Origin of the sequence: Frankia sp. R43, assembly GCF_001306465.1 — a bacterium.
GTDB classification, from domain to species: Bacteria; Actinomycetota; Actinomycetes; order Frankiales; family Frankiaceae; genus Parafrankia; species Parafrankia irregularis.
On record NZ_LFCW01000004.1, the window covers coordinates 679032 to 696809 of the forward strand.

Consider the following 17778-nt stretch of genomic DNA (forward strand, 5'->3'; position numbering starts at 1 on the left):
GCGCCGGTGATCGGCCTGGTCTCCAACCGCGAGGACCAGATCGAGGCTGGTCCCGGTCAGATGTGCGGCGCTACCTCGGCGGCGACCAGGGCCAGGTGGTCGAGGTCGGTCAGGTCGAGCAGCTGCAGGTAGATCCGGCTGGCGCCGGCGCCACCCGGGCCGTAGGCGGTGAGCTTCTCGACGACTTCGGCCGGGGTGCCGGCCAGGCCGTTCTCCCGCAGCTCGGCGAGGTCCCGGCCGATCCGCTCGGCGCGGAGCTTCAGCTCCGCCTCGTCCCGCCCGCAGCACAGCACCTGGGCGGCGGAGTAGACCAGCTCGTCCGGGTTCCGGCCGGCGGTCTCGGCGGCCTGGCGGACCCGGGCGAACTGGGCCACGGTCCGGTCCAGCGGCGCGAACGGGATGTTGAACTCGGCGGCGTACCGGGCCGCGAGCGCCGGGGTCCGGGTCGCGCCGTGGCCGCCGATGATGATCGGCGGGTGGGGCCGCCGGACGGGCTTGGGCAGCGCCGGGCTGTCGGTCAGCGTGTAGTGCTCGCCCTGGTGGGAGAAGGTCTCACCGGTGGGGGTCGTCCACAGGCCGGTGATGATCGCGAGCTGTTCGGCCAGCCGGTCGAACCGCTCGGTCGTGCCGGGGAACGGAATGCCGTAGCCCGCGTGCTCCTCGGTGAACCACCCGGCGCCCAGGCCCAGCTCGACCCGTCCACCACTCATCTCGTCGACCTGGGCGACCGAGATGGCCAGCACACCCGGCAGCCGGAAGGTCGCGGACGTCACCAGGGTGCCCAGCCGGATGCGGCTGGTCTCCCGGGCGATGCCGGCCAGGGTGACCCAGGAGTCGGTCGGCCCCGGCAGCGGGCTGCCCGGACCCATCCGCAGATAGTGGTCGGAGCGGAAGAAGGCGTCGAATCCCCCCTCCTCCGCCGCCCGGGCCACGGCGAGCTGCTGCGCGTAGGAGGCGCCCTGCTGAGGCTCGATGAACACTCGGAGATCCATGTACCTACCCTGTCAAACTCGTTCGGTGCTGCGACGGACGGGAGCGCCGGCCCCGGCACGTGTCCGGCCCCGGTGCCCCCGGCTGGGGCTCACCTCAGGCTCTGCCCGGGCTCTGCGCGCGCTCTGCCCGGGCTCTGGTCAAGCTCTGCGCGGGCGCGGCTCGGCAGCGGCTCGTCAGCGCGACGGCAGGCCGAGGCGTTCGAGGATCTCGCGCAGCCGGTGCCGGCCCGCCATCGAGTCCGGACCGGCGAGGCGGGACAGTGCCCGGTCGCTCCAGTTGCCGTCGAGGCCGAACCGGGCGTTGTAGGCGGACAGCCGCACGTCGTAGGCCGGGATGTGCGCGTCCGCGGCGACGTCGTAGCGCTCCCGGTGCAGGACCGCCTCCCTCGGCAACCGCGGCTTGACGTCCGCCGCCTCGGTGGGGTCGGGTGTGCCGACGGCCAGCCCGAAGGCTGCCACCGCGTGCGGCGGCAGCCCCAGCTCGGCGGCGATCTCCTCGGGCCGGTTGCGGACGGCGCCGACGAACACGGTGCCTAGGCCCAGCGACTCGGCGGCGACCGCGGCGTTCTGCGCGGCCAGCGCCGTGTCGACGAAGCCGACGATCGTGGTCTCCAGGTATTCCACGGCGCCGACCTGCGTCCCGGCCCGCTCGGCCAGCCGGTGCACCCGGCTGAGGTCGGCGATCCAGACCAGGAACAGCGGGGCCTGCGCGATGAACGCCTGGTTCCCGGCGAGCGCGGCCAGCCGGGCCCGCCGCTGCGGGTCGCGCACCGCGACGACGCTCCACACCTGCAGGTTGGACGACGTCGACGCGGACTGCGCCGCGGTGACGATGGCGGCGAGCTCGTCGTCGCTGACGTCACGTGGCCCGAACCTGCGCACCGAGCGATGCGCGAGCTGCAGCCTGAGCACATCGTTGATCGCGTCGAGCTTCGCGGCGGGATCGCCGTAGCGGGCGGCGGCAGGCATCGGGCGCGGACCTCACAGGAGTCGTCGGTGGTGTGGCGGGCGACCGGGAACAGTAAAATCATATTCTCGATCGACTTATTGTAGATTGCCGGGCGCCTGACTTCCGAGAGGCTTGCTACTCCGGCCGCTCCGGGCGGATGGAACCCCGGCCACAGCGGGCCCGGGATCGCCCGGCCGACCGCGCGACCTGTTGACCGGCCGACCGGCTGACCTGCGGCAGGAGGTGTGCCGCGGCTCTCGCGTGTGACGCGCACCTCGTCGTAAGGTACGGATCATGGTCGTGGCGCGGCAGCGGGCCCGGGACGAGGGCGCAAGGTTACGTGCCCTCGTGGTCGACGACGAGGCGCCCGCGCTCGCGGAACTACGCTGGCTGCTCGAACAGGACGCCAGGGTCGGTCAGGTCTGCGCGGCGGGCAGCTCGGAGCAGGCCCTGCGCCTGCTCGACACCGTGCCCTTCGACGTGGTCTTCTGCGACATCCGGATGCCGGGCCTGGACGGGCTCGGCCTCGCCCGGGTGCTGGCCCGGTTCTCCGAGCGCCCGCAGGTCGTGTTCGTCACCGCCTACGACCGGCACGCCATCGACGCCTTCGAGGTGCGGGCCACCGACTACCTGCTCAAGCCGGTGCGGCCGGAACGGCTGGGCGAGGCCGTCCGCCGGGTGCTGGACGCCGCCGGCAGCCGCGACGCCACCCCGGCCGACGACGACGAGACGATCGCCGTCGAGCTCGGCGGGGTGACCAGGTTCGTCCACCGCTCCGAGGTCACCTATGTGATCGCCCATGGTGACTACGTCCGGCTGTACACCGCCGCCGAATCCCACCTCCTGCGGGTTCCACTGACCACGCTGGAACAGCGATGGGCGGCGGCGGGCTTCGTCCGGATCCACCGCAGTGCGCTGGTCGCCCTCGGGGCGGTCGACGAGCTGCGCAGCGACGAGGGCCGCTGCTCGGTGCGGATCGGTGAGCGGGTGCTGGCGGTCAGCCGCCGCCACACCCGGGAGCTGCGGGACCGGCTGGTCCGGGCCGCGACCCCCGGCCGAGACCCGAGCCGAGACCCCGGCCGGGAGCAGAGCGGCCGGGAGCAGAGTCGAGGCCGGGAGCGTGCCACCTGACCGCGGCCGGGTCACCAGACCCACTCGGCCCGTCCGCCCTGGTGGAGTCCGGGCCGCGTGGGCTGTCCGGGCCGCCGGGCCGGGGCGGGCAGCCATCGCGGGTGCGGGTCACCTCACCGCGGATGTCGGCGGCCGTCGCCAGGCCGGCCCCGCGGCCGCACGCCACCCGGGACGTCGACGACTCGTCCGGGGTGCGTGAGGTCTACCTGCGTTCGTTGCTGCGGGTGCAGCGCCGGCTCGCGCTCGGCGTGCTCGGCGCGGTTGCCGTGCCGCTGGCCGCGGTCCCGGTGGTCTTCGCGCTGGTGCCGGCGATGTCGACGTACCGGGTCGCCGGTCTGCCGCTGCCCTGGCTGCTGCTCGGTGTGGCGGTGCACCCGCTGCTGCTGGCGGCGGCCTCCTGGTACGTCCGGCGGGTGGAGCGGACCGAGGCGGACTTCGCCGACCTGCTGTCCGGCGACGGCGACGGCTGCAGCAGCGGCAGCGGCGGCGGTCGCGACACCAACAGCGACCGCGACACCAACAGCGACCGCTGATGCCGGCCACCGCCGGACGGCGCCGGTGACCCAGGCGCTCGCGGTCGTCCTCGTCTGCGCGGCGACCGTCGCCGTCGGTGCGCTGGGGCTGCGGCTGTCCCGCACCACCAGCGACTTCTATGTCGCCAGCCGCATGGTCAGCCCGCGCTGGAACGCCTCGGCGATCGGCGGCGAGTACCTGTCCGCGGCCAGCTTTCTCGGGGTCGCCGGCCTGGTGCTCGCCGCTGGCACCGACATGCTCTGGTACCCCGTCGGCTACACCGCCGGGTACCTGGTGCTGCTGGTGCTCGTGGCGGCTCCGCTGCGCCGCTCCGGCGCCTACACGCTGCCTGACTTCGCCGAGATCCGGACGTCGTCGCCGGCCGTGCGCCGGGCCGCGTCACTGCTGGTGGTCGGTATCGGCTGGCTGTACCTGCTGCCCCAGTTCCGCGGCGCGGGGCTGACGTTGCGCACCGTCTCCGGCGCCCCGAGCTGGGTGGGCTCCACGGTCGTGGCCGTCGTCGTGGTGGCGAGCGTGGCCGCCGGCGGGATGCGCTCCATCACCCTGGTGCAGGCGTTCCAGTACTGGCTGAAGCTGACCGCGATCGCCTTCCCCGCGCTGCTCCTGATCGTCGCGTGGGGCGCCGACGGCGCACCCGACCCGGTGACCGACCGGCCGCCGGTCGCCGCCGAGACGATCACGGTCACGCTGGCCGACCCCGTCCGGGTGCAGGTGGACGTCCCGGTCACCCTCACCGTCGACGGGACGGTCGACGGGGCGCCGGCCCGGGGCGCGCTGCCGTTGCCAGCGCCGGGCCAGCTGACGTTCGGCGCCGGGACGACCATCGTCATCCCGGCCGGTGCCGTGGTGCCGCGTGCCGAGGACGTCCCGGCCGGCGACGGCGCGAGCTGGGTGGCACCCGTCGCGGCCGACGGCGCCGACGACCACCCGGTGTACCGGACGTACTCGCTGCTGCTCGCTCTGCTGCTGGGGACGATGGGGCTCCCCCACGTGATCGTGCGCTTCTACACCAACCCCGACGGCCGGGCGGCCCGGCGGACCGCCGCGGTCGTCGTCGGGCTGCTCGGGGTGTTCTACCTGTTCCCACCGGTCTACGCCGCCCTCGGCCGGATCTACGCCCCCGACCTGCTGCTCACCGGGCGCACCGACGCGGTCGTCCTGCTGCTGCCGGAGCGGGTGCTGCCGGCCCCGTGGGGCGAGGCGATGTCGGCGCTGGTGACGGCCGGCGCGTTCGCCGCCTTCCTGTCGACGGCGAGCGGGCTGACGGTCTCCGTCGCCGGTGTCCTCAGCCAGGACCTGCTGCGCGGGCGGGCTCGCGCGAGCGTCGCCGGCTTCCGGGCCGGCTCGCTGATCGCTGTCGTGGTGCCGGCCGCGCTGTCCCTGCTGACGGTGCGGGTGGGCCTCGCCGACACGGTCGGCCTCGCGTTCGCGATGGCGGCGTCGACGTTCTGCCCGCTGCTGGTCCTCGGCATCTGGTGGCGGCGGCTGACCGCGGCGGGTGCGCTGGCGGGCCTGGCCACCGGCGGCCTGCTGGCCGGCACGGCGGTGATCGTGACGATGACGGGCATGGACGTCCCCGGGGTCGCGGGCGTGCTGTTGGCCCAGCCGGCGGCGTGGACGGTACCGCTGGCCTTCGTGGTCACGATCGCCGTCTCGCTGCTCACCCCGGGATCGGCCCCGGCCGACGCGGCGCGGGTACTGGTGCGCCTGCACGCTCCCGAGCGGCTGGCACTCGCCACCCAACCGATGAACAGGCGGACGGCCACTAGCCTCTGACGAACTGCTCGCGGTATTCGGGCATACGTGCGGGTTCCGCGGGCTGCGGATCTCCCGTCAGTGTGGCGGCGCAGATCCACTGCGCGTAGACGATGACGTCGATCGCGGCATGGCAGAGGTCGCGTTCCTCGTTGCCCTGACTCCCTGCGACGCCGTGCAGGATGTCGGACAGCATCAGGAGCCGCGGGCCGTACTGGTCCTGCGGCCGGGTGATCATCGCGAGCTGCGCGATGCGGGCCGCGAGCTCCGTGATGTCGGCGTCGAAGGCCCGTCGCCACCCGGGGCTGCCGAGCTGCCGCCCGTGGATGCTCTGCTGACGCTCGTGGAGTTCCAGCCACAGGCCCTTGACGACCTCTCGGGCCACGCTGTGCCGCTCTTCGGCGCGATTCATCCGTAGCTGCACGTACGAGCCGAAGATGGTGAGGCCCGACCCGACCACAGCGCCGAGAACCGCGCTGACCACCACGTCGATCACGATCCAGACCTCCGGCCACGGGCACCGTTCACCCGGCAGGCTCCGCGTGGTGAGGGGCAGCAGGCCAGTCGCGACATAGCCGACACGCGTCGCATCCTAAACGATCAGCCGCCCGCCGGGTGATCGACCAGAACACGGCTACGCCGTTCGTCGTGGGAAACCGACCGTTCGTCGACGGTCTGCGGACCGTCGAACGCCGCACGGGTGCCGCCGGTCGCAGCGCCCGGCGTGGTGCCTTCACGGGCAGGTGCGCGGCCGTGACAGTCGTCCGGAGGCGACAGGGAGATCACCCGTCGTCAACCGGGGGACGGACCGCACCGAGAGGGGAGACCGTGAGTACGACGCAGCTCGCGCCGGGCGATGACGGCGCGACGACCAGTGGGGCGTTAGGAGCTGGGACCGGGCCGGCTTCCGCACCCACCTACGCGGAGATCCAGCGCAGCGCCGAGTTCGCCGACCTTCGGCGCCGGTTCCGCCGGTTCGTCTTCCCGCTGACCGCGCTTTTCCTGGTGTGGTACTTCCTTTACGTTCTGCTCGCCGCGTTCGCGCCCGGGTTCATGGGTCACGAGCTGTTCGGGAACATCAACGTCGGGCTGCTGTTCGGGCTCGGCCAGTTCGTCTCGACGTTCGCGATCACGATGATCTACGCCCGCTGGGCTGGGCGGACGTTCGACCCCGCCGCCGAGGCGCTGCGTTCCCGCTTCGAGGCGGGCCGGCCGGCGGAGACGGGGCGGCTCGCCGAGACGGGGCAGCCGGCATGAGCGCGCTCAGTGCGGCCACCGCCGGCACCACCGTCTCGCCGGGGTCGGCGCTGCTCGCCGCCGACACCGTCGGCAAGCCGGCGGTCAACATCACGATCTTCGCCCTGTTCGTCGTGATCACACTGGTGATCGTCATCAGGGTGTCGCGCGGCAACCGGACCGCCGCCGACTTCTACGCCGGCGGGCGGGCCTTCTCCGGGCGGCAGAACGGCATCGCCATCTCCGGTGACTACCTCTCGGCGGCGTCGTTCCTCGGTATCGCCGGGGCCATCGCGCTGCAGGGCTACGACGGCTTCCTCTACTCGATCGGCTTCCTCGTCGCCTGGCTGGTGGCGCTGCTGCTGGTCGCGGAGCTGCTGCGCAACACCGGCCGTTACACGATGGCGGACGTCCTGAGCTTCCGGCTGCGGCAGGGACCGATCCGGACGGCGGCGGCGGCCTCCACCCTGGCGGTGAGCTTCTTCTACCTGCTCGCGCAGATGGCGGGTGCCGGCGGCCTGGTCAACCTGCTGCTCGGCGTCTCGGGTGAGACCGGCCAGAACGTGACGATCGCCGTCGTCGGCGTCCTGATGATCGTGTACGTGCTCGTCGGCGGGATGAAGGGGACGACCTACGTCCAGATCATCAAGGCGGTGCTGCTGGTCGTCGGCGCCGCGGTGATGACCTTCTGGGTGCTCGGCAAGGCCGGTTTCGACCTGTCGTCGCTGCTCGGCGACGCGGTGGCGGCCAGCCCCAAGGGCGAGGCGGTGCTCGACCCGGGGGTCAAGTACGGCATCTCGAACCTCACCAAGATCGACTTCGTGTCGCTCTCGCTGGCGCTGGTGCTCGGCACCGCGGGCCTGCCGCACGTGCTGATGCGCTTCTACACCGTGCCATCGTCCCTGGAGGCCCGGCGCAGCGTCGTCTGGGCGATCTGGATCATCGGCTGCTTCTACCTGTTCACCCTGGTGCTCGGCTACGGCGCGATGTACCTGGTCGGCGCGGACAAGATCAACGCCGCCCCGGGCAAGGCGAACTCGGCGGCACCGCTGCTCGCCTTCGAGCTGGGCGGGACGTTCCTGCTCGGCATCATCGCGGCGGTGGCATTCGCGACGATCCTCGCGGTCGTCGCCGGCCTGACGATCACCGCGAGCGCGTCGTTCGCACACGACGTCTACAACAACGTCATCAAGAAGGGTGCCGCAGACCCGGAGTCGGAGGTGAAGGTCGCCCGGATCACCGCCGTCGTCATCGGCATCGTCGCCATCGTCGGCGGCATCTTCGCCAAGGACCAGAACATCGCCTTCCTGGTGGCACTGGCCTTCGCGGTCGCCGCGTCGGCGAACCTGCCGACGATCCTGTACTCGCTGTTCTGGAAGGGCTTCACCACCCGCGGGGCGCTGTGGAGCATCTACGGCGGCCTGACCTCGGCGATCGTGCTGATCGCGTTCTCCCCGGTCGTCTCCGGCAAGGTGGACGCGACCGGCGCCAGCGCATCCATGATCAAGGACACCTCGGTCGACTTCTCCTGGTTCCCGCTGGAGAACCCGGGCCTGGTGTCGATCCCGCTGGCGTTCCTGCTCGGCTGGCTCGGCTCGGTGACCTCCCGCGAACCGCTCAACGCGGAGAAGTTCGCCGAGATGGAGGTCCGGTCGCTGACCGGTGCCGGCGCGGAGAAGGCGACGGTCGCGGCCCACTGATCCGGTCGAACCGGTCGGGCTGACCGGCCCGACCGGTGGCCCCGGGCCCGCTGGTGCTCCACGGTAGCGAGAGATCACCAGCGGGCCAGGTGCCCGGGTCGCCCGGGCCGGGGCCCCACCGGCTTCAGTCCAGCTTCGGCAGGTAGTGCTTCGCGAACACCTCGACGACGCCGACCCACCTGTCGAAGCTCAGGTCGTCCCACACCGGAACGTCGATGTCGGCCATGAGGTCCCGGTACTCGAAGACCGCGAGTCCCGCACCCGTCGCCTCGTCGCGATCCATCGGGAACGCGCCCATGCCGTAGTAGGCCGTCTTGTCCTCCTGCGGCTGCGGGAACCGATCGAGATACTGCCGTTCCCGGCCGCGGAAGCCGGGAGGTGGGGAGGCGACATCCTTGCGGAGCCCCTCGCGGCGGGTGTCACCGAACCTCACCGACTCCCACCACTGCGCGACCGTCGGACCGTGCTCCAGGAGCGTCCAGGTGACCGGACCGCGGACAAGGTCCTTCTCCGGTTTCTTCGCCGGCTCCCACTCGTCCAGTTCCACCCCGTCGATGTCCAGCCGGGCCCGGACGTCGGCCGCGGCGGGATCGATGCGGTAGGGCAACGGAAACAGCCGAACCTGGTTGATGTCACCCTGGCCCGCCGGCCAGAGCACCTCGGTCGCGGGCCGGGCCAGGATCTCGCGCTCGGGCTCCGACAGGGACCGGAACATCGAGTGGAAGTCGGTGCGGTGCAACACCGCGAACATGCTTTTCGGGGAGTCCGAGTTGACCAGGACGCGGCACGTCGCCGGCGGTGCCGGCAGCTTACGAACCCGCTGGTTGACGGCTCGGACGGACGCGTTGCCACTGAAGTCGAAATACGCCGTGCTGTCGGTGGGATCCGCGTTCACCCCGTACGGATCAGCGAAATAGCCCGGCTCGGCCTCGGTCGCCCGAAGCAGGAAGAGATGGCAGGCGGTCAGGAAACCGCGCAGGCTCGGGAACGCCTTCGCGGCCTGGTAGCCGGGCAGCTCACCGAACGGCGCCATCCTGTTGACTTCCCGCTTCACCTGGTCGCGCCGTTTGCTCCGCTCCCAGACCTTGGCCAGTAGGGCCTCGAACCCGGCGAGCGGCACGCCCACCGTCCCCTGCGCCTGTGCGCAGAAACTGTCGTCGTAAAATCTGATCGCACAGTCCTTCAGCCACACGCCGCCCGCCGTCACGTCGCCCCGTCTGTAGAGCACAGCGCCTGACCCGCGCCGGGATTCCTCCTGCAGTGCCCTGGCGAGATCAACGGCGGCCTGGGCCGCCGCGACCGCTTCCCTGACGGTGGCCCGCGCCGGGGTGACGAACTCCAGATCGGCGCTGGCCTTCGGGCGACGGGACTCGTCACCCTCCAGCGTGGTCCCGGTGGCATCATGCCGCCAGGCCGTCTCCCGCTCCCTTATCCCGGGCCCCGCGGGAATCGGAAAGCCTGTGGGAATCGTCTCGAACGCGTTCGCGGTCTGGAACTCGAATCCAAACATGCCTGATCCCCCTCGACCTCGGGCGCCCGGCCCGTCCCCGATCTCACACCATAGAGGTGCGGGCAAACCGGATTCATGACATTGCCGGACCCGGAGTTCTTCGGTCGGCGTGGTTACCCGGGGGCCCGGCCCCAGGCGATGGCCGTGGCGAAACCGACGTCGAAGAAGGACGGGTCGGCGAGCCGGTCGAGCGCCTCGTCCAGCGCCGCGTCGGAGGCAAGCCGAAGATCACGGATGCGGGGACGCATCCGGTTCAGTGTCAGGGTCCAGCAGCGCGCCGAGGCGTTGCCACCACCGGTCGTCGGCAGGTGGACGGTCATTCCGACGTCGACGAGGCCCCGGCTGCGCAGCGGCTCCGGGAACCGACGCGCCCAGGTGGAATCGGTGCCGATGGTCTTCGCGAGCACCTGCTCGATGCCGAGCATGGCCTCGCGGAACGCCGGGTGCGGTGACGACTCGACAGGGAACCCGGCGAGTGACTCGAGTACGAGGACCCCGCCGGGCTTCAGCCAGGTGCGAAGGCGGTCGAGAACCCCCTCCCGCTCGCGCAGATGCTCCAGCACGAACCTGGCGTGGACGAGATCGAACGGCCGGCCGCCCGGCAACAGATCCCGGGTGATGTCGTGCCGAAGGACGGTCAGCCGCGGTGCGACCAGCTCCGTCAGATGCCGGGTGTCGATGTCGGTCGCGACGACCTCACCCGCGACGACCTCGCCCGCGACGGACCCACCTCCGACGGTCTCGCCCGCGCCGGACAGGCCGGCGACGCGGGCGGCGAGCCACGCGGCGATCGATCCACCGCCGGCACCCACCTCCAGGCATCGCCAGCCGGCGGCGACGCCGAGCTCGTCGAGAATGCGCGTCGTCGTCGGGTCGCAGACCTCCGCCATGGCCGCGAGCCGGCTGCGTTCGGCCTCGTCCGGACCGCCGAGCACGTCATCGGCGTAACGGAGAATCCGCTGACTATCCATTCGGTTCTGTGTTCGGCTGCGTGAACAATCCGTCAAGCATGACCGTGACCAGCTTCCGCATGGCGGCGCCATGCTGCTCGTCGTCGCGCTGCCCGTCGTCGCGGGACGCGCTGGTCGTGTCGGCTGCCCCGCCGGTGATGGCAATGATGTGGGGGGCCTGCGCACTGGCGGTGGCCGCGAGGTCGAGCGAGATGAGAATGAGCGCGAGGTCGGCTGCGGTGACATCCGGACGGACCTCTCCGTCACGCTGCGCCCGGTGCAGGGCCGGGGTGAGGATGCCGATCCATCGCTCGAAATACCGTTGCTGCTCATGCTCCGGGAGCTCACGCATGAGTGCGACCAGCGGACGCATGGACGTCATCGTGGTCGCCGCCCAGTGCAGCAGGTCCCGAAACGAACGGCCTTCCTCCTCGGCCGCTTCGACCGCGTGGCGCAACGCCTCGAAGTACTCCTCCGCCACCGCCACCGCCATCGCCCGCCGGTCCGGGAAGTAGCGGTAGACAGTCGCCCGGCCGAGGCCCGCCCGCTGCGCGATCTCCTGGAGTGGCACCAGCCGCGGCGAGTTGTCGGTGAATGCCTCGTCCGCGGCCCGAAGGATGGCCGTTCGGTTCCGCCGGGCATCCGTTCGCCGCGGCGCGGATAAGGGGCGGTGGCCTCGCTGCGACATGACGGCATGGTACTCGCGGTCAGACCCAAGGTCTCTTTCCGTTCTCAATCGAGCATCCTACGATCCGAATGCCACGCACCATCGAGGACTGCCGGGATTTTCTGCCTGAAAAAGGTGTGCCCGGCGTGGAAACCTTCACGCGGGAGACAGGGAGGGCGTGCGGTTCATGGGGAGACGCCGGCCGACTTCCGCGGCGATCTCGGCGCTCGTCGCGCTCGCCACGCTCACGGCCACCGTTCTCACCGGTCCCGAGACGGCCGCAGTGGCCACCGTGACCACGGACTGCCCGGGATCCCACTGGGTGGCCAGCTGGGCCGGCAGCCCCACCGACTCGCTCGTTCCGGTGGACGCCACCGGGGGGCGTTCGCCCTCGGCGCTCACGGATCAGACAGCACGCATGGTGGTGACTCCCCACCTGGGCGGGTCCAGTCTTCGGATCCATCTGTCGAACCGTTTCGGCTCGTCAGCGGTGACGTTCGGCCGGGTCACGGTCGGGGTGCCGACGAACGGCGCGGCGGTGGCCGGCGTCGTGCCGGTGACGTTCGGGACCGCGCCGTCCGTGACGGTTCCCGCCGGCCAGGACGTGACCAGCGACCCGGTCACGCTCACCTTCTCCGCGTTCACGCCGCTCGCGGTGAGCATCTTTGTCCCTGGCGTGGTGAACGGTCCCACGAAGCACTGGAACGCCAACGCGACGTCCTACTATTCGGCGGCACGCAGCGGTGACCTCAGCGCACAGCCCGGCGGCGCCGGTTTCACCGCGACCACCGGTGCCTGGCTGTTCGTCGACGGGGTGGACGTCATGGCACCCGCCGGCATCCGTTCCGTCGTCGCGTTCGGTGACTCGATCACCGACGGTTTCGTCGGGGCCACCGCGCTCACCGCTCCCGCGGATGCGTCCGTGGCCGACGCGAACGGGCGGTACCCGGATGTTCTTCAGCGTCGCCTGGACGACGCCGGGATCGGGATCTCCGTCGTCAACGCCGGTATCAGCGGGAACCAGTTGCTCACCGACGGGCGGCCGTTCCACGCCGGGCCCAGCGGTCTGTCCCGTTTCGATATCGACGCCCTGGCGCAGGCCGGCGTCGGCGGCGTCCTGGTGTTGGAGGGCACCAACGATCTGGGGCAGTCGGGCACAACCCCTGAGCAGATCATCGCCGGTTACCTCCAGCTGATCGAGCGGACCCACGCGGCCGGTGCGAAGATCTGGCTCGGCACCCTTCTTCCGGCCTCCGACGCGCTCGTCGACGGCACCGCCCTCGCGCCGAACAGCGAGGACCACCGCCAGCGGGTCAACTCCTGGATCCGTGGCCAGACCCGAGCCGACGGTGTGGTCGACTTCGACGCGGCACTGCGTGATCCCGCGAATCCCGCGGTCCTGCGCGCGGACTACGCCTCCGTCGACAACCTCCACCCCAACCTGGAGGGATACCGGGCCATGGCGAACGCCGTGGACCTCGCCCTGCTCGACACCGCCACCGGCGGCTGCCGGCAATAGCGCCCGCGGCGCTTTCCGCGTTCCCGGCATTCCCGGTGTTCCTGGCGCTCCTGGCGTTCTCGGTGTTCTCGGTGTTCTCGTGCTCCGCCCTGCTATCTGAGCGGCCGGAAGAACTTCCGGACGTCGGAGACCAGAAGCTCGGGCTGTTCCAGCGCGGCGAAATGCCCGCCACGGTCGAACTCGCTCCACTGCCGCAGGTCGTGGTCCGCCTCGACCCATCGACGCCGGCCCAGCAGGATCTCGGCCGGGAAGCTGGCGACTCCCAGCGGCACCTCCCGGGTCGCCGGGGGGAGTACGGCCAACGACGACATCGACTCGTAGTACATCCGGGCGGCGCTGCCGGCGGTGCCGGTGAACCAGTAGATGCTGACGTCGGTGAGGAGCTCGTCCGGAGTGACCGCGTCCTGCCAGCGACCGTCGTGGTCGGTCCAGGCCCAGAACTTCTCGGCGATCCAGGCCAGCAGCCCGACCGGCGAGTCCAGCAGGGCGTAGGCCAGGGTCTGCGGCCGGCTCGACTGGATGGCCAGATAGCCCTGGCCCGCGGCCATGTACTCCTCGCCGCGGGCCCGCTGCCGGGCCTCGTTCGGCGTCAGATCGGCCAGGTCGTCGGGCGCGCCGGACGGGAACGCCGGCAGCATGTTGACGTGCATGCCGACGACACGCTTCGGGGCGAGCGCGCCGAGGTGGCGGGTGACCATGGAGCCCCAGTCACCCCCCTGCGCGCCGTAGCGGTCGTAACCGAGCCGGGCCATCAGCTCGTCGAAGGCCTGCGCGGTCCGGCGGACATCCCAGCCGGCCTCCGTCGTCGGCCCCGAGAACCCGTACCCCGGCAGGGACGGAACGACGACGTGGAACGCGTCAGCCGGGTCGCCGCCGGTGCCCACCGGGTCCACCAACGACTCGATGACCTTCACGAACTCGCTGACCGAACCGGGCCAGCCGTGCGTGAGCACCAGCGGCAGGGCCTCGGCGTGCGGTGAGCGGACGTGCAGGAAGTGCAGCTTCTGGCCGTCGATCACCGTGGTGAACTGGGGGAAGCCGTTGAGCTCCCGCTCGTGGCGGCGCCAGTCGTATCCGGTAGCCCAGTAGTGGGCGAGCTCGCGTACCGCGTCCAGGTTCGCGCCGTACATCGAACCGGAGCCGGGGATCTCCTCCGGCCAACGAGTCGCGAGAACCCGCCGCCGCAGCTCGTCCAGCTCGTGCTGTGGCACCTCGATCGTGAACGGCTCGACAGCGACGTTTCGCATCAAATATCCATACCAGGTGGGACGGGTCGGCCGCGACCTGGCCGAGGCCGTCGGGGCCGTCGGGGCCGGCCCAGGGGTCCGACCTCGACGCCCGGCGGGCGCGACGTCGCGGACTATCCGTTTCGATCTCGGTGGGACCGGCCGGCTTCGCCGCGGCTGAGGGCTCGGCCGGCGGCGCGCCCGGAGAAGATGCAGCCGCCGAGGAACGTGCCTTCCAGCGCGTTGTAGCCGTGCACGCCCCCACCACCGAAGCCGGCGACCTCACCGGCGGCGTACAGGCCGGGCACGGGAGTGCCGTCGGCGGCGAGGACCTGGGAGTCCAGGTTGGTCTGGAGGCCACCGAGTGTCTTGCGGGACAGGATGTTCAGCCGGACGCCGATCAGCGGGCCGTGCGCCCGGTCGAGGATCCGGTGGGGTTTCGCGACCCGGAGGAACCGGTCGAGGCGGGGGCGGCGCCCGTTGTGGATCGCCATGATCTGGACGTCCTTGCTGAACGGGTTGTCGACCTCCCGGTCGCGGGCGACGATCTGCCGCTCGATCTCGGCCAGGTCCAGCCGCGGCCCGCGGGCGAGCCGGTTCATGGCGGCCACCAGCTCCGGCAGGCTGTCGGCGACGACGAAGTCCTGCCCGTGTCGCTTGAACGCCTCGACCGGCCCGGGGGCGCCCTTCGCGAGGCGGGAGCGGAGCAGGAACCCGATGTCGCGGCCGGTGATGTCGGGGTTCTGCTCGGAGCCCGACAGCGCGAACTCCTTCTCGATGATGGACTGGGTCAGGATGAACCAGGAGTAGTCGTGGCCGGTGGCGAGGATCTGCCGCATCGCCCCGATCGAGTCCGCCCCCGGCACGCCGGACATCCCGGTCAGCCGCCGGCCGGCCGCGTCGAACCACATCGACGAGGGCCCGGGCAGGATGCGGATGGCGTGGTCCGCCCAGATGGGATCCCAGTTGTGGATGCCCTCGGTGTAGGCCCACATCCGGTCCCGGTTGACGACCCGCCCGCCGGCGCTCTCGGCGATGGCGAGCATGCGGCCGTCGACGTGGGCGGGGACACCGGCGATCATGTGCGCGGGTGCCGCGCCGACCCGCTCGGTCGGCCAGTAGCGGCGCATGAGCTCGTGGTTGTGCCCGATGCCGCCGGACGTCACCACCACCGCCGGCGCCCGGTGCTCGAACTCCCCGACCGCGGCCCGGGACGACGCGACCCCACGGGCGGCGTCGTCGGGCGCCAGCACGCTCCCACGGACCCCGACCACGGAGGGGCCGTCGAGGAGCAGGCCGTCGACCTGGTGGCGGAAGGCGAACCGGACCAGCCCCTTCTTCTCCGCCGCCAGGACCGGGTTGGCGAAGACCTCCACGACCCCCGGCCCGGTGCCCCAGGTGATGTGAAACCGCGGGACGGAGTTGCCGTGCCCGGTCGCCGAGCCGTCGCCGCGCTCGGCCCAGCCCACCATCGGCAGCGTGCGCAGGCCCAGGTCATGCAGGTACTGCCGTTTGCCGGTGGCCGCCCAGTCGACGTAGGCCTGCGCCCAGCGCAGACCCCACACGTCCTCGTCGGCGGGGCGGTCGAAGGCGGCCGAACCGAGCCAGTCCTGCCAGGCGAGCTCACGGCTGTCGCGGATGCCGATGCGCCGCTGCTCGGGGCTGTTCACGAAGAAAAGCCCACCGAGAGACCAGAACGCCTGCCCGCCGAGGTTGCCGCGGTTCTCCTGCTCGACCACCAGCACCCGTCTGCCGGCGCTCGTCAGCTCGTAGGTGGCGACCAGGCCCGCCAGGCCGGCACCGACCACGATGACGTCAGGCTCGAAGCTCACGAGCGCCTCCTGCGTGCACGGCCACGGACACGGATCACACGTGAACAGTCATTCTGGCCGTTCGCCGCTGCCGGCGCCGGTTCACACCTCCGCACCCGGTGTCGCCTTCACACCGGGCGATGTCGCGGAGACGCCCGCGGCGACCAAGGTCCGGATCGGTGTCGCGTCGCCGGTCTCCATGGCCTGATCGATCAGCTCGCGCAGATCGACGGTCCGGCCGTCGGGTGCGACAAGCACAGCTGTCGTCCACCGGCTCGCCGACGTCCAGCCGGCATCGAGCAGATCCGCGCTGATCACCTGGCCGAGGCAGCCGGCGAGGACCGCCCGAGCCACCGCATCCCGGCCTGGCCGCGCAACGGTGCTGACCGAGGAGTCGATGCGACGGGCGAGGTGGCGCCAATCCGTGCCCTCCCGCGTGGCCTCCACCGCGGCCCCGCTGTCCCGCTCGGTGGACACGGATTCCAGGGCGTCGACCGCGGCGGCCACACCCTCCGCCGCGGTGTCGCGGCCCGTCGCTCCGCGAAGCGCCGTGCGCGCCTCATCTATGGGCATGAGCACCTCGGCGGGTTCATCCAGAATGCGGAGGGGACGAGGCACGTCGTTCATGGAGCGGGTGAACAGCTCCCGGGGCGCCCACCGGTCAAGCTCTCCGGCCTGGTGGACGTGTACCGGTTCGCCCCCGGTGGCCCCGAGCCCGGGGGCGACATCTCCGCCCGACAGCCCGGCGGCTTCCCCGAGCGCCGCCAGCCGCGGCGGCAGGGGAGGCCACGGGCTCGTAAGCCACGGATCCGCAGCGCCGTCCGTCGCGATCGCCGCCCAGAGCTGGCGAACAACATGCGGATCGTCCAGGGCCTTCTCGAGTGCCTCGAAGAGGTCCCCCGGGAACCGCGACCGCGGGGCGAGAGCCGCGGCCCAGCGCCCGCCGAGGTGGTCGAAAGCCCCCGCCACCAGCGTCGCCCTGGTCAGGGCCCCACCGAGCGCGGCGACACCCAGGGCCTCGGCGGCCCGAGCGTCAGCCGCCGCCTCCACCGGCCGGCGGTACTCCGAGGTCGCATGCAGCAGGGCGGCGGCGGCCGCCCTGCGTGGTGGGATCCGGCTGGTGAGAGCGCGCGCGACCCGGTCGCGCGAGGCGTCCAGCAGGTCGTGGCGCCGACCGGTCACCTGGTGCCGGGCGATCCCCCGGGCGACCACCGCTGTGAGCTGGGGCTCGGTCAGTTCACGCACCAGCGGCCAGCCCAGGAACAGCGTCGGCGACCACCTGCCGAAGCCACGGCGTACCTTCGCCACGGGAATCGGCGTGATGCGGATCGCGAGCGGGGAGTCAAAGCCCATCTGGCCGGCGGCCCGGCGCACCAGGGCGGTGAGCTCGGGCTCGTCCTCGGTGCCCACCGCCCGGCCTGGCGGCCGCAGGAACCCGACAACAGGTACCAGTACCGCGATCAGCAGGCCGGCGGCAACCGCGATACCGAGAAACACGTCACGGATGGTGAGCGCCAGGACGATGAAGAACAGGTCCAGCAGCACCTGGGCGATCGCGGAGAACAACCACAGGATGGCTGCCCAGCCAAGCATGGCCAGGGGCGCGTCACCATCGTCTCGGGCGTGGGTTACCGGCGGCGGAACTGTGCTCATGAGAGAACCAGGCGGGGCATGGAATCCTCTTTCGGAAAGGTCAGACCGAACACGCCGGAACGGCGGTTAGGCCGCCACCGGCACGCGAGGTTGGGAACGCCCGGAACTCCGAATGCGGAGACGGGCGTGACGTCGAGGATTTCCA

General features: G+C 71.6%; 15 protein-coding genes. 6 read left to right on the forward strand and 9 right to left on the reverse strand.

What is annotated here, in order from left to right; translation table 11 throughout:
* Positions 1-56 precede the first annotated feature (56 nt).
* Together ACG83_RS20145 and ACG83_RS20150 are read right to left on the reverse strand one after the other, a co-directional pair.
* Positions 57-992, reverse strand: a complete 936-nt coding sequence (locus ACG83_RS20145) for an LLM class F420-dependent oxidoreductase (protein ID WP_054567738.1) — start codon at positions 990-992, stop codon at positions 57-59.
* Positions 993-1166: 174 nt separating this feature from the next.
* A complete protein-coding gene (locus tag ACG83_RS20150; protein WP_054567739.1) occupies positions 1167-1961 on the reverse strand; it encodes an NADPH-dependent oxidoreductase in 795 nt (264 codons plus the stop codon).
* 274 nt (positions 1962-2235) lie between these two features.
* Between ACG83_RS20150 and ACG83_RS20155 the strand changes: the two genes are divergently transcribed.
* Genes ACG83_RS20155 through ACG83_RS20165 form a run of 3 tightly spaced genes read left to right on the forward strand, consistent with a single transcriptional unit; the run spans position 2236 to position 5382 of the window.
* Entirely contained in the window at positions 2236-3072 is an 837-nt protein-coding gene (locus ACG83_RS20155; RefSeq protein ID WP_200931344.1) for a LytTR family DNA-binding domain-containing protein, read from the forward strand.
* Positions 3073-3113: 41 nt separating this feature from the next.
* Positions 3114-3605: a hypothetical protein gene (locus ACG83_RS20160; protein ID WP_235498036.1), complete on the forward strand. Its 492-nt coding sequence runs from the start codon at positions 3114-3116 to the stop codon at positions 3603-3605.
* A gap of 25 nt (positions 3606-3630) precedes the next feature.
* The gene (locus tag ACG83_RS20165; protein WP_054567741.1) at positions 3631-5382 is read left to right on the forward strand and encodes a cation acetate symporter; all 1752 of its coding nucleotides are present in this window, start codon (positions 3631-3633) and stop codon (positions 5380-5382) included.
* Here the strand turns inward: ACG83_RS20165 and ACG83_RS20170 are convergent.
* Positions 5372-5857, reverse strand: coding sequence for a hypothetical protein (locus tag ACG83_RS20170; RefSeq protein ID WP_054567742.1), 486 nt, complete (start codon positions 5855-5857; stop codon positions 5372-5374). The two genes, ACG83_RS20165 and ACG83_RS20170, sit on opposite strands and share 11 nt — an antisense overlap.
* A gap of 332 nt (positions 5858-6189) precedes the next feature.
* Between ACG83_RS20170 and ACG83_RS20180 the strand changes: the two genes are divergently transcribed.
* The gene (locus ACG83_RS20180; RefSeq protein WP_083473392.1) at positions 6190-6618 is read left to right on the forward strand and encodes a DUF485 domain-containing protein; all 429 of its coding nucleotides are present in this window, start codon (positions 6190-6192) and stop codon (positions 6616-6618) included.
* Complete coding sequence (locus ACG83_RS20185) at positions 6615-8297, forward strand: cation acetate symporter (protein ID WP_054567744.1); 1683 nt, start codon at positions 6615-6617, stop codon at positions 8295-8297. The genes ACG83_RS20180 and ACG83_RS20185 overlap by 4 nt, the downstream gene beginning before the upstream one ends.
* 124 nt (positions 8298-8421) lie before the next feature.
* Here ACG83_RS20185 and ACG83_RS20190 read toward each other — a convergent pair whose 3' ends face one another.
* The 3 genes from ACG83_RS20190 to ACG83_RS20200 form a co-directional block, all read right to left on the reverse strand.
* On the reverse strand, positions 8422-9807 hold the full coding sequence (locus tag ACG83_RS20190; RefSeq protein WP_054567745.1) for a hypothetical protein: 1386 nt from the start codon (positions 9805-9807) through the stop codon (positions 8422-8424).
* A 113-nt stretch (positions 9808-9920) separates the two neighbouring features.
* Entirely contained in the window at positions 9921-10778 is an 858-nt protein-coding gene (locus tag ACG83_RS20195) for a bifunctional 2-polyprenyl-6-hydroxyphenol methylase/3-demethylubiquinol 3-O-methyltransferase UbiG (protein ID WP_054567746.1), read from the reverse strand.
* A complete protein-coding gene (locus tag ACG83_RS20200) occupies positions 10771-11445 on the reverse strand; it encodes a TetR/AcrR family transcriptional regulator (protein ID WP_083473393.1) in 675 nt (224 codons plus the stop codon). The genes ACG83_RS20195 and ACG83_RS20200 overlap by 8 nt, the downstream gene beginning before the upstream one ends.
* 166 nt (positions 11446-11611) lie before the next feature.
* Between ACG83_RS20200 and ACG83_RS20205 the strand changes: the two genes are divergently transcribed.
* On the forward strand, positions 11612-12943 hold the full coding sequence (locus ACG83_RS20205) for a GDSL-type esterase/lipase family protein (RefSeq protein WP_054567946.1): 1332 nt from the start codon (positions 11612-11614) through the stop codon (positions 12941-12943).
* A gap of 92 nt (positions 12944-13035) precedes the next feature.
* Here the strand turns inward: ACG83_RS20205 and ACG83_RS20210 are convergent, their stop codons facing one another.
* The 3 genes from ACG83_RS20210 to ACG83_RS20220 form a co-directional block, all read right to left on the reverse strand.
* Positions 13036-14190, reverse strand: a complete 1155-nt coding sequence (locus tag ACG83_RS20210) for an epoxide hydrolase family protein (RefSeq protein ID WP_054567748.1) — start codon at positions 14188-14190, stop codon at positions 13036-13038.
* A gap of 113 nt (positions 14191-14303) precedes the next feature.
* Complete coding sequence (locus ACG83_RS20215) at positions 14304-16001, reverse strand: FAD-binding dehydrogenase (protein WP_054567749.1); 1698 nt, start codon at positions 15999-16001, stop codon at positions 14304-14306.
* Positions 16002-16082: 81 nt separating this feature from the next.
* Entirely contained in the window at positions 16083-17633 is a 1551-nt protein-coding gene (locus ACG83_RS20220; RefSeq protein WP_063793134.1) for a hypothetical protein, read from the reverse strand.
* Between the last annotated feature and the right edge of the window lie 145 nt (positions 17634-17778).

Bases quoted from the DNA above. Each gene is read 5' to 3' on its own strand.
- ACG83_RS20195 (WP_054567746.1), bottom strand. From the start codon at position 10,778: ATGGATAGTCAGCGGATTCTCCGTTACGCCGATGACGTGCTCGGCGGT.
- ACG83_RS20150 (WP_054567739.1), bottom strand. From the start codon at position 1,961: ATGCCTGCCGCCGCCCGCTACGGCGATCCCGCCGCGAAGCTCGACGCG.
- ACG83_RS20205 (WP_054567946.1), top strand. From the start codon at position 11,612: ATGGGGAGACGCCGGCCGACTTCCGCGGCGATCTCGGCGCTCGTCGCG.
- ACG83_RS20155 (WP_200931344.1), top strand. From the start codon at position 2,236: ATGGTCGTGGCGCGGCAGCGGGCCCGGGACGAGGGCGCAAGGTTACGT.
- ACG83_RS20185 (WP_054567744.1), top strand. From the start codon at position 6,615: ATGAGCGCGCTCAGTGCGGCCACCGCCGGCACCACCGTCTCGCCGGGG.
- ACG83_RS20145 (WP_054567738.1), bottom strand. From the start codon at position 992: ATGGATCTCCGAGTGTTCATCGAGCCTCAGCAGGGCGCCTCCTACGCG.
- ACG83_RS20190 (WP_054567745.1), bottom strand. From the start codon at position 9,807: ATGTTTGGATTCGAGTTCCAGACCGCGAACGCGTTCGAGACGATTCCC.
- ACG83_RS20220 (WP_063793134.1), bottom strand. From the start codon at position 17,633: ATGAGCACAGTTCCGCCGCCGGTAACCCACGCCCGAGACGATGGTGAC.
- ACG83_RS20210 (WP_054567748.1), bottom strand. From the start codon at position 14,190: ATGCGAAACGTCGCTGTCGAGCCGTTCACGATCGAGGTGCCACAGCAC.
- ACG83_RS20200 (WP_083473393.1), bottom strand. From the start codon at position 11,445: ATGTCGCAGCGAGGCCACCGCCCCTTATCCGCGCCGCGGCGAACGGAT.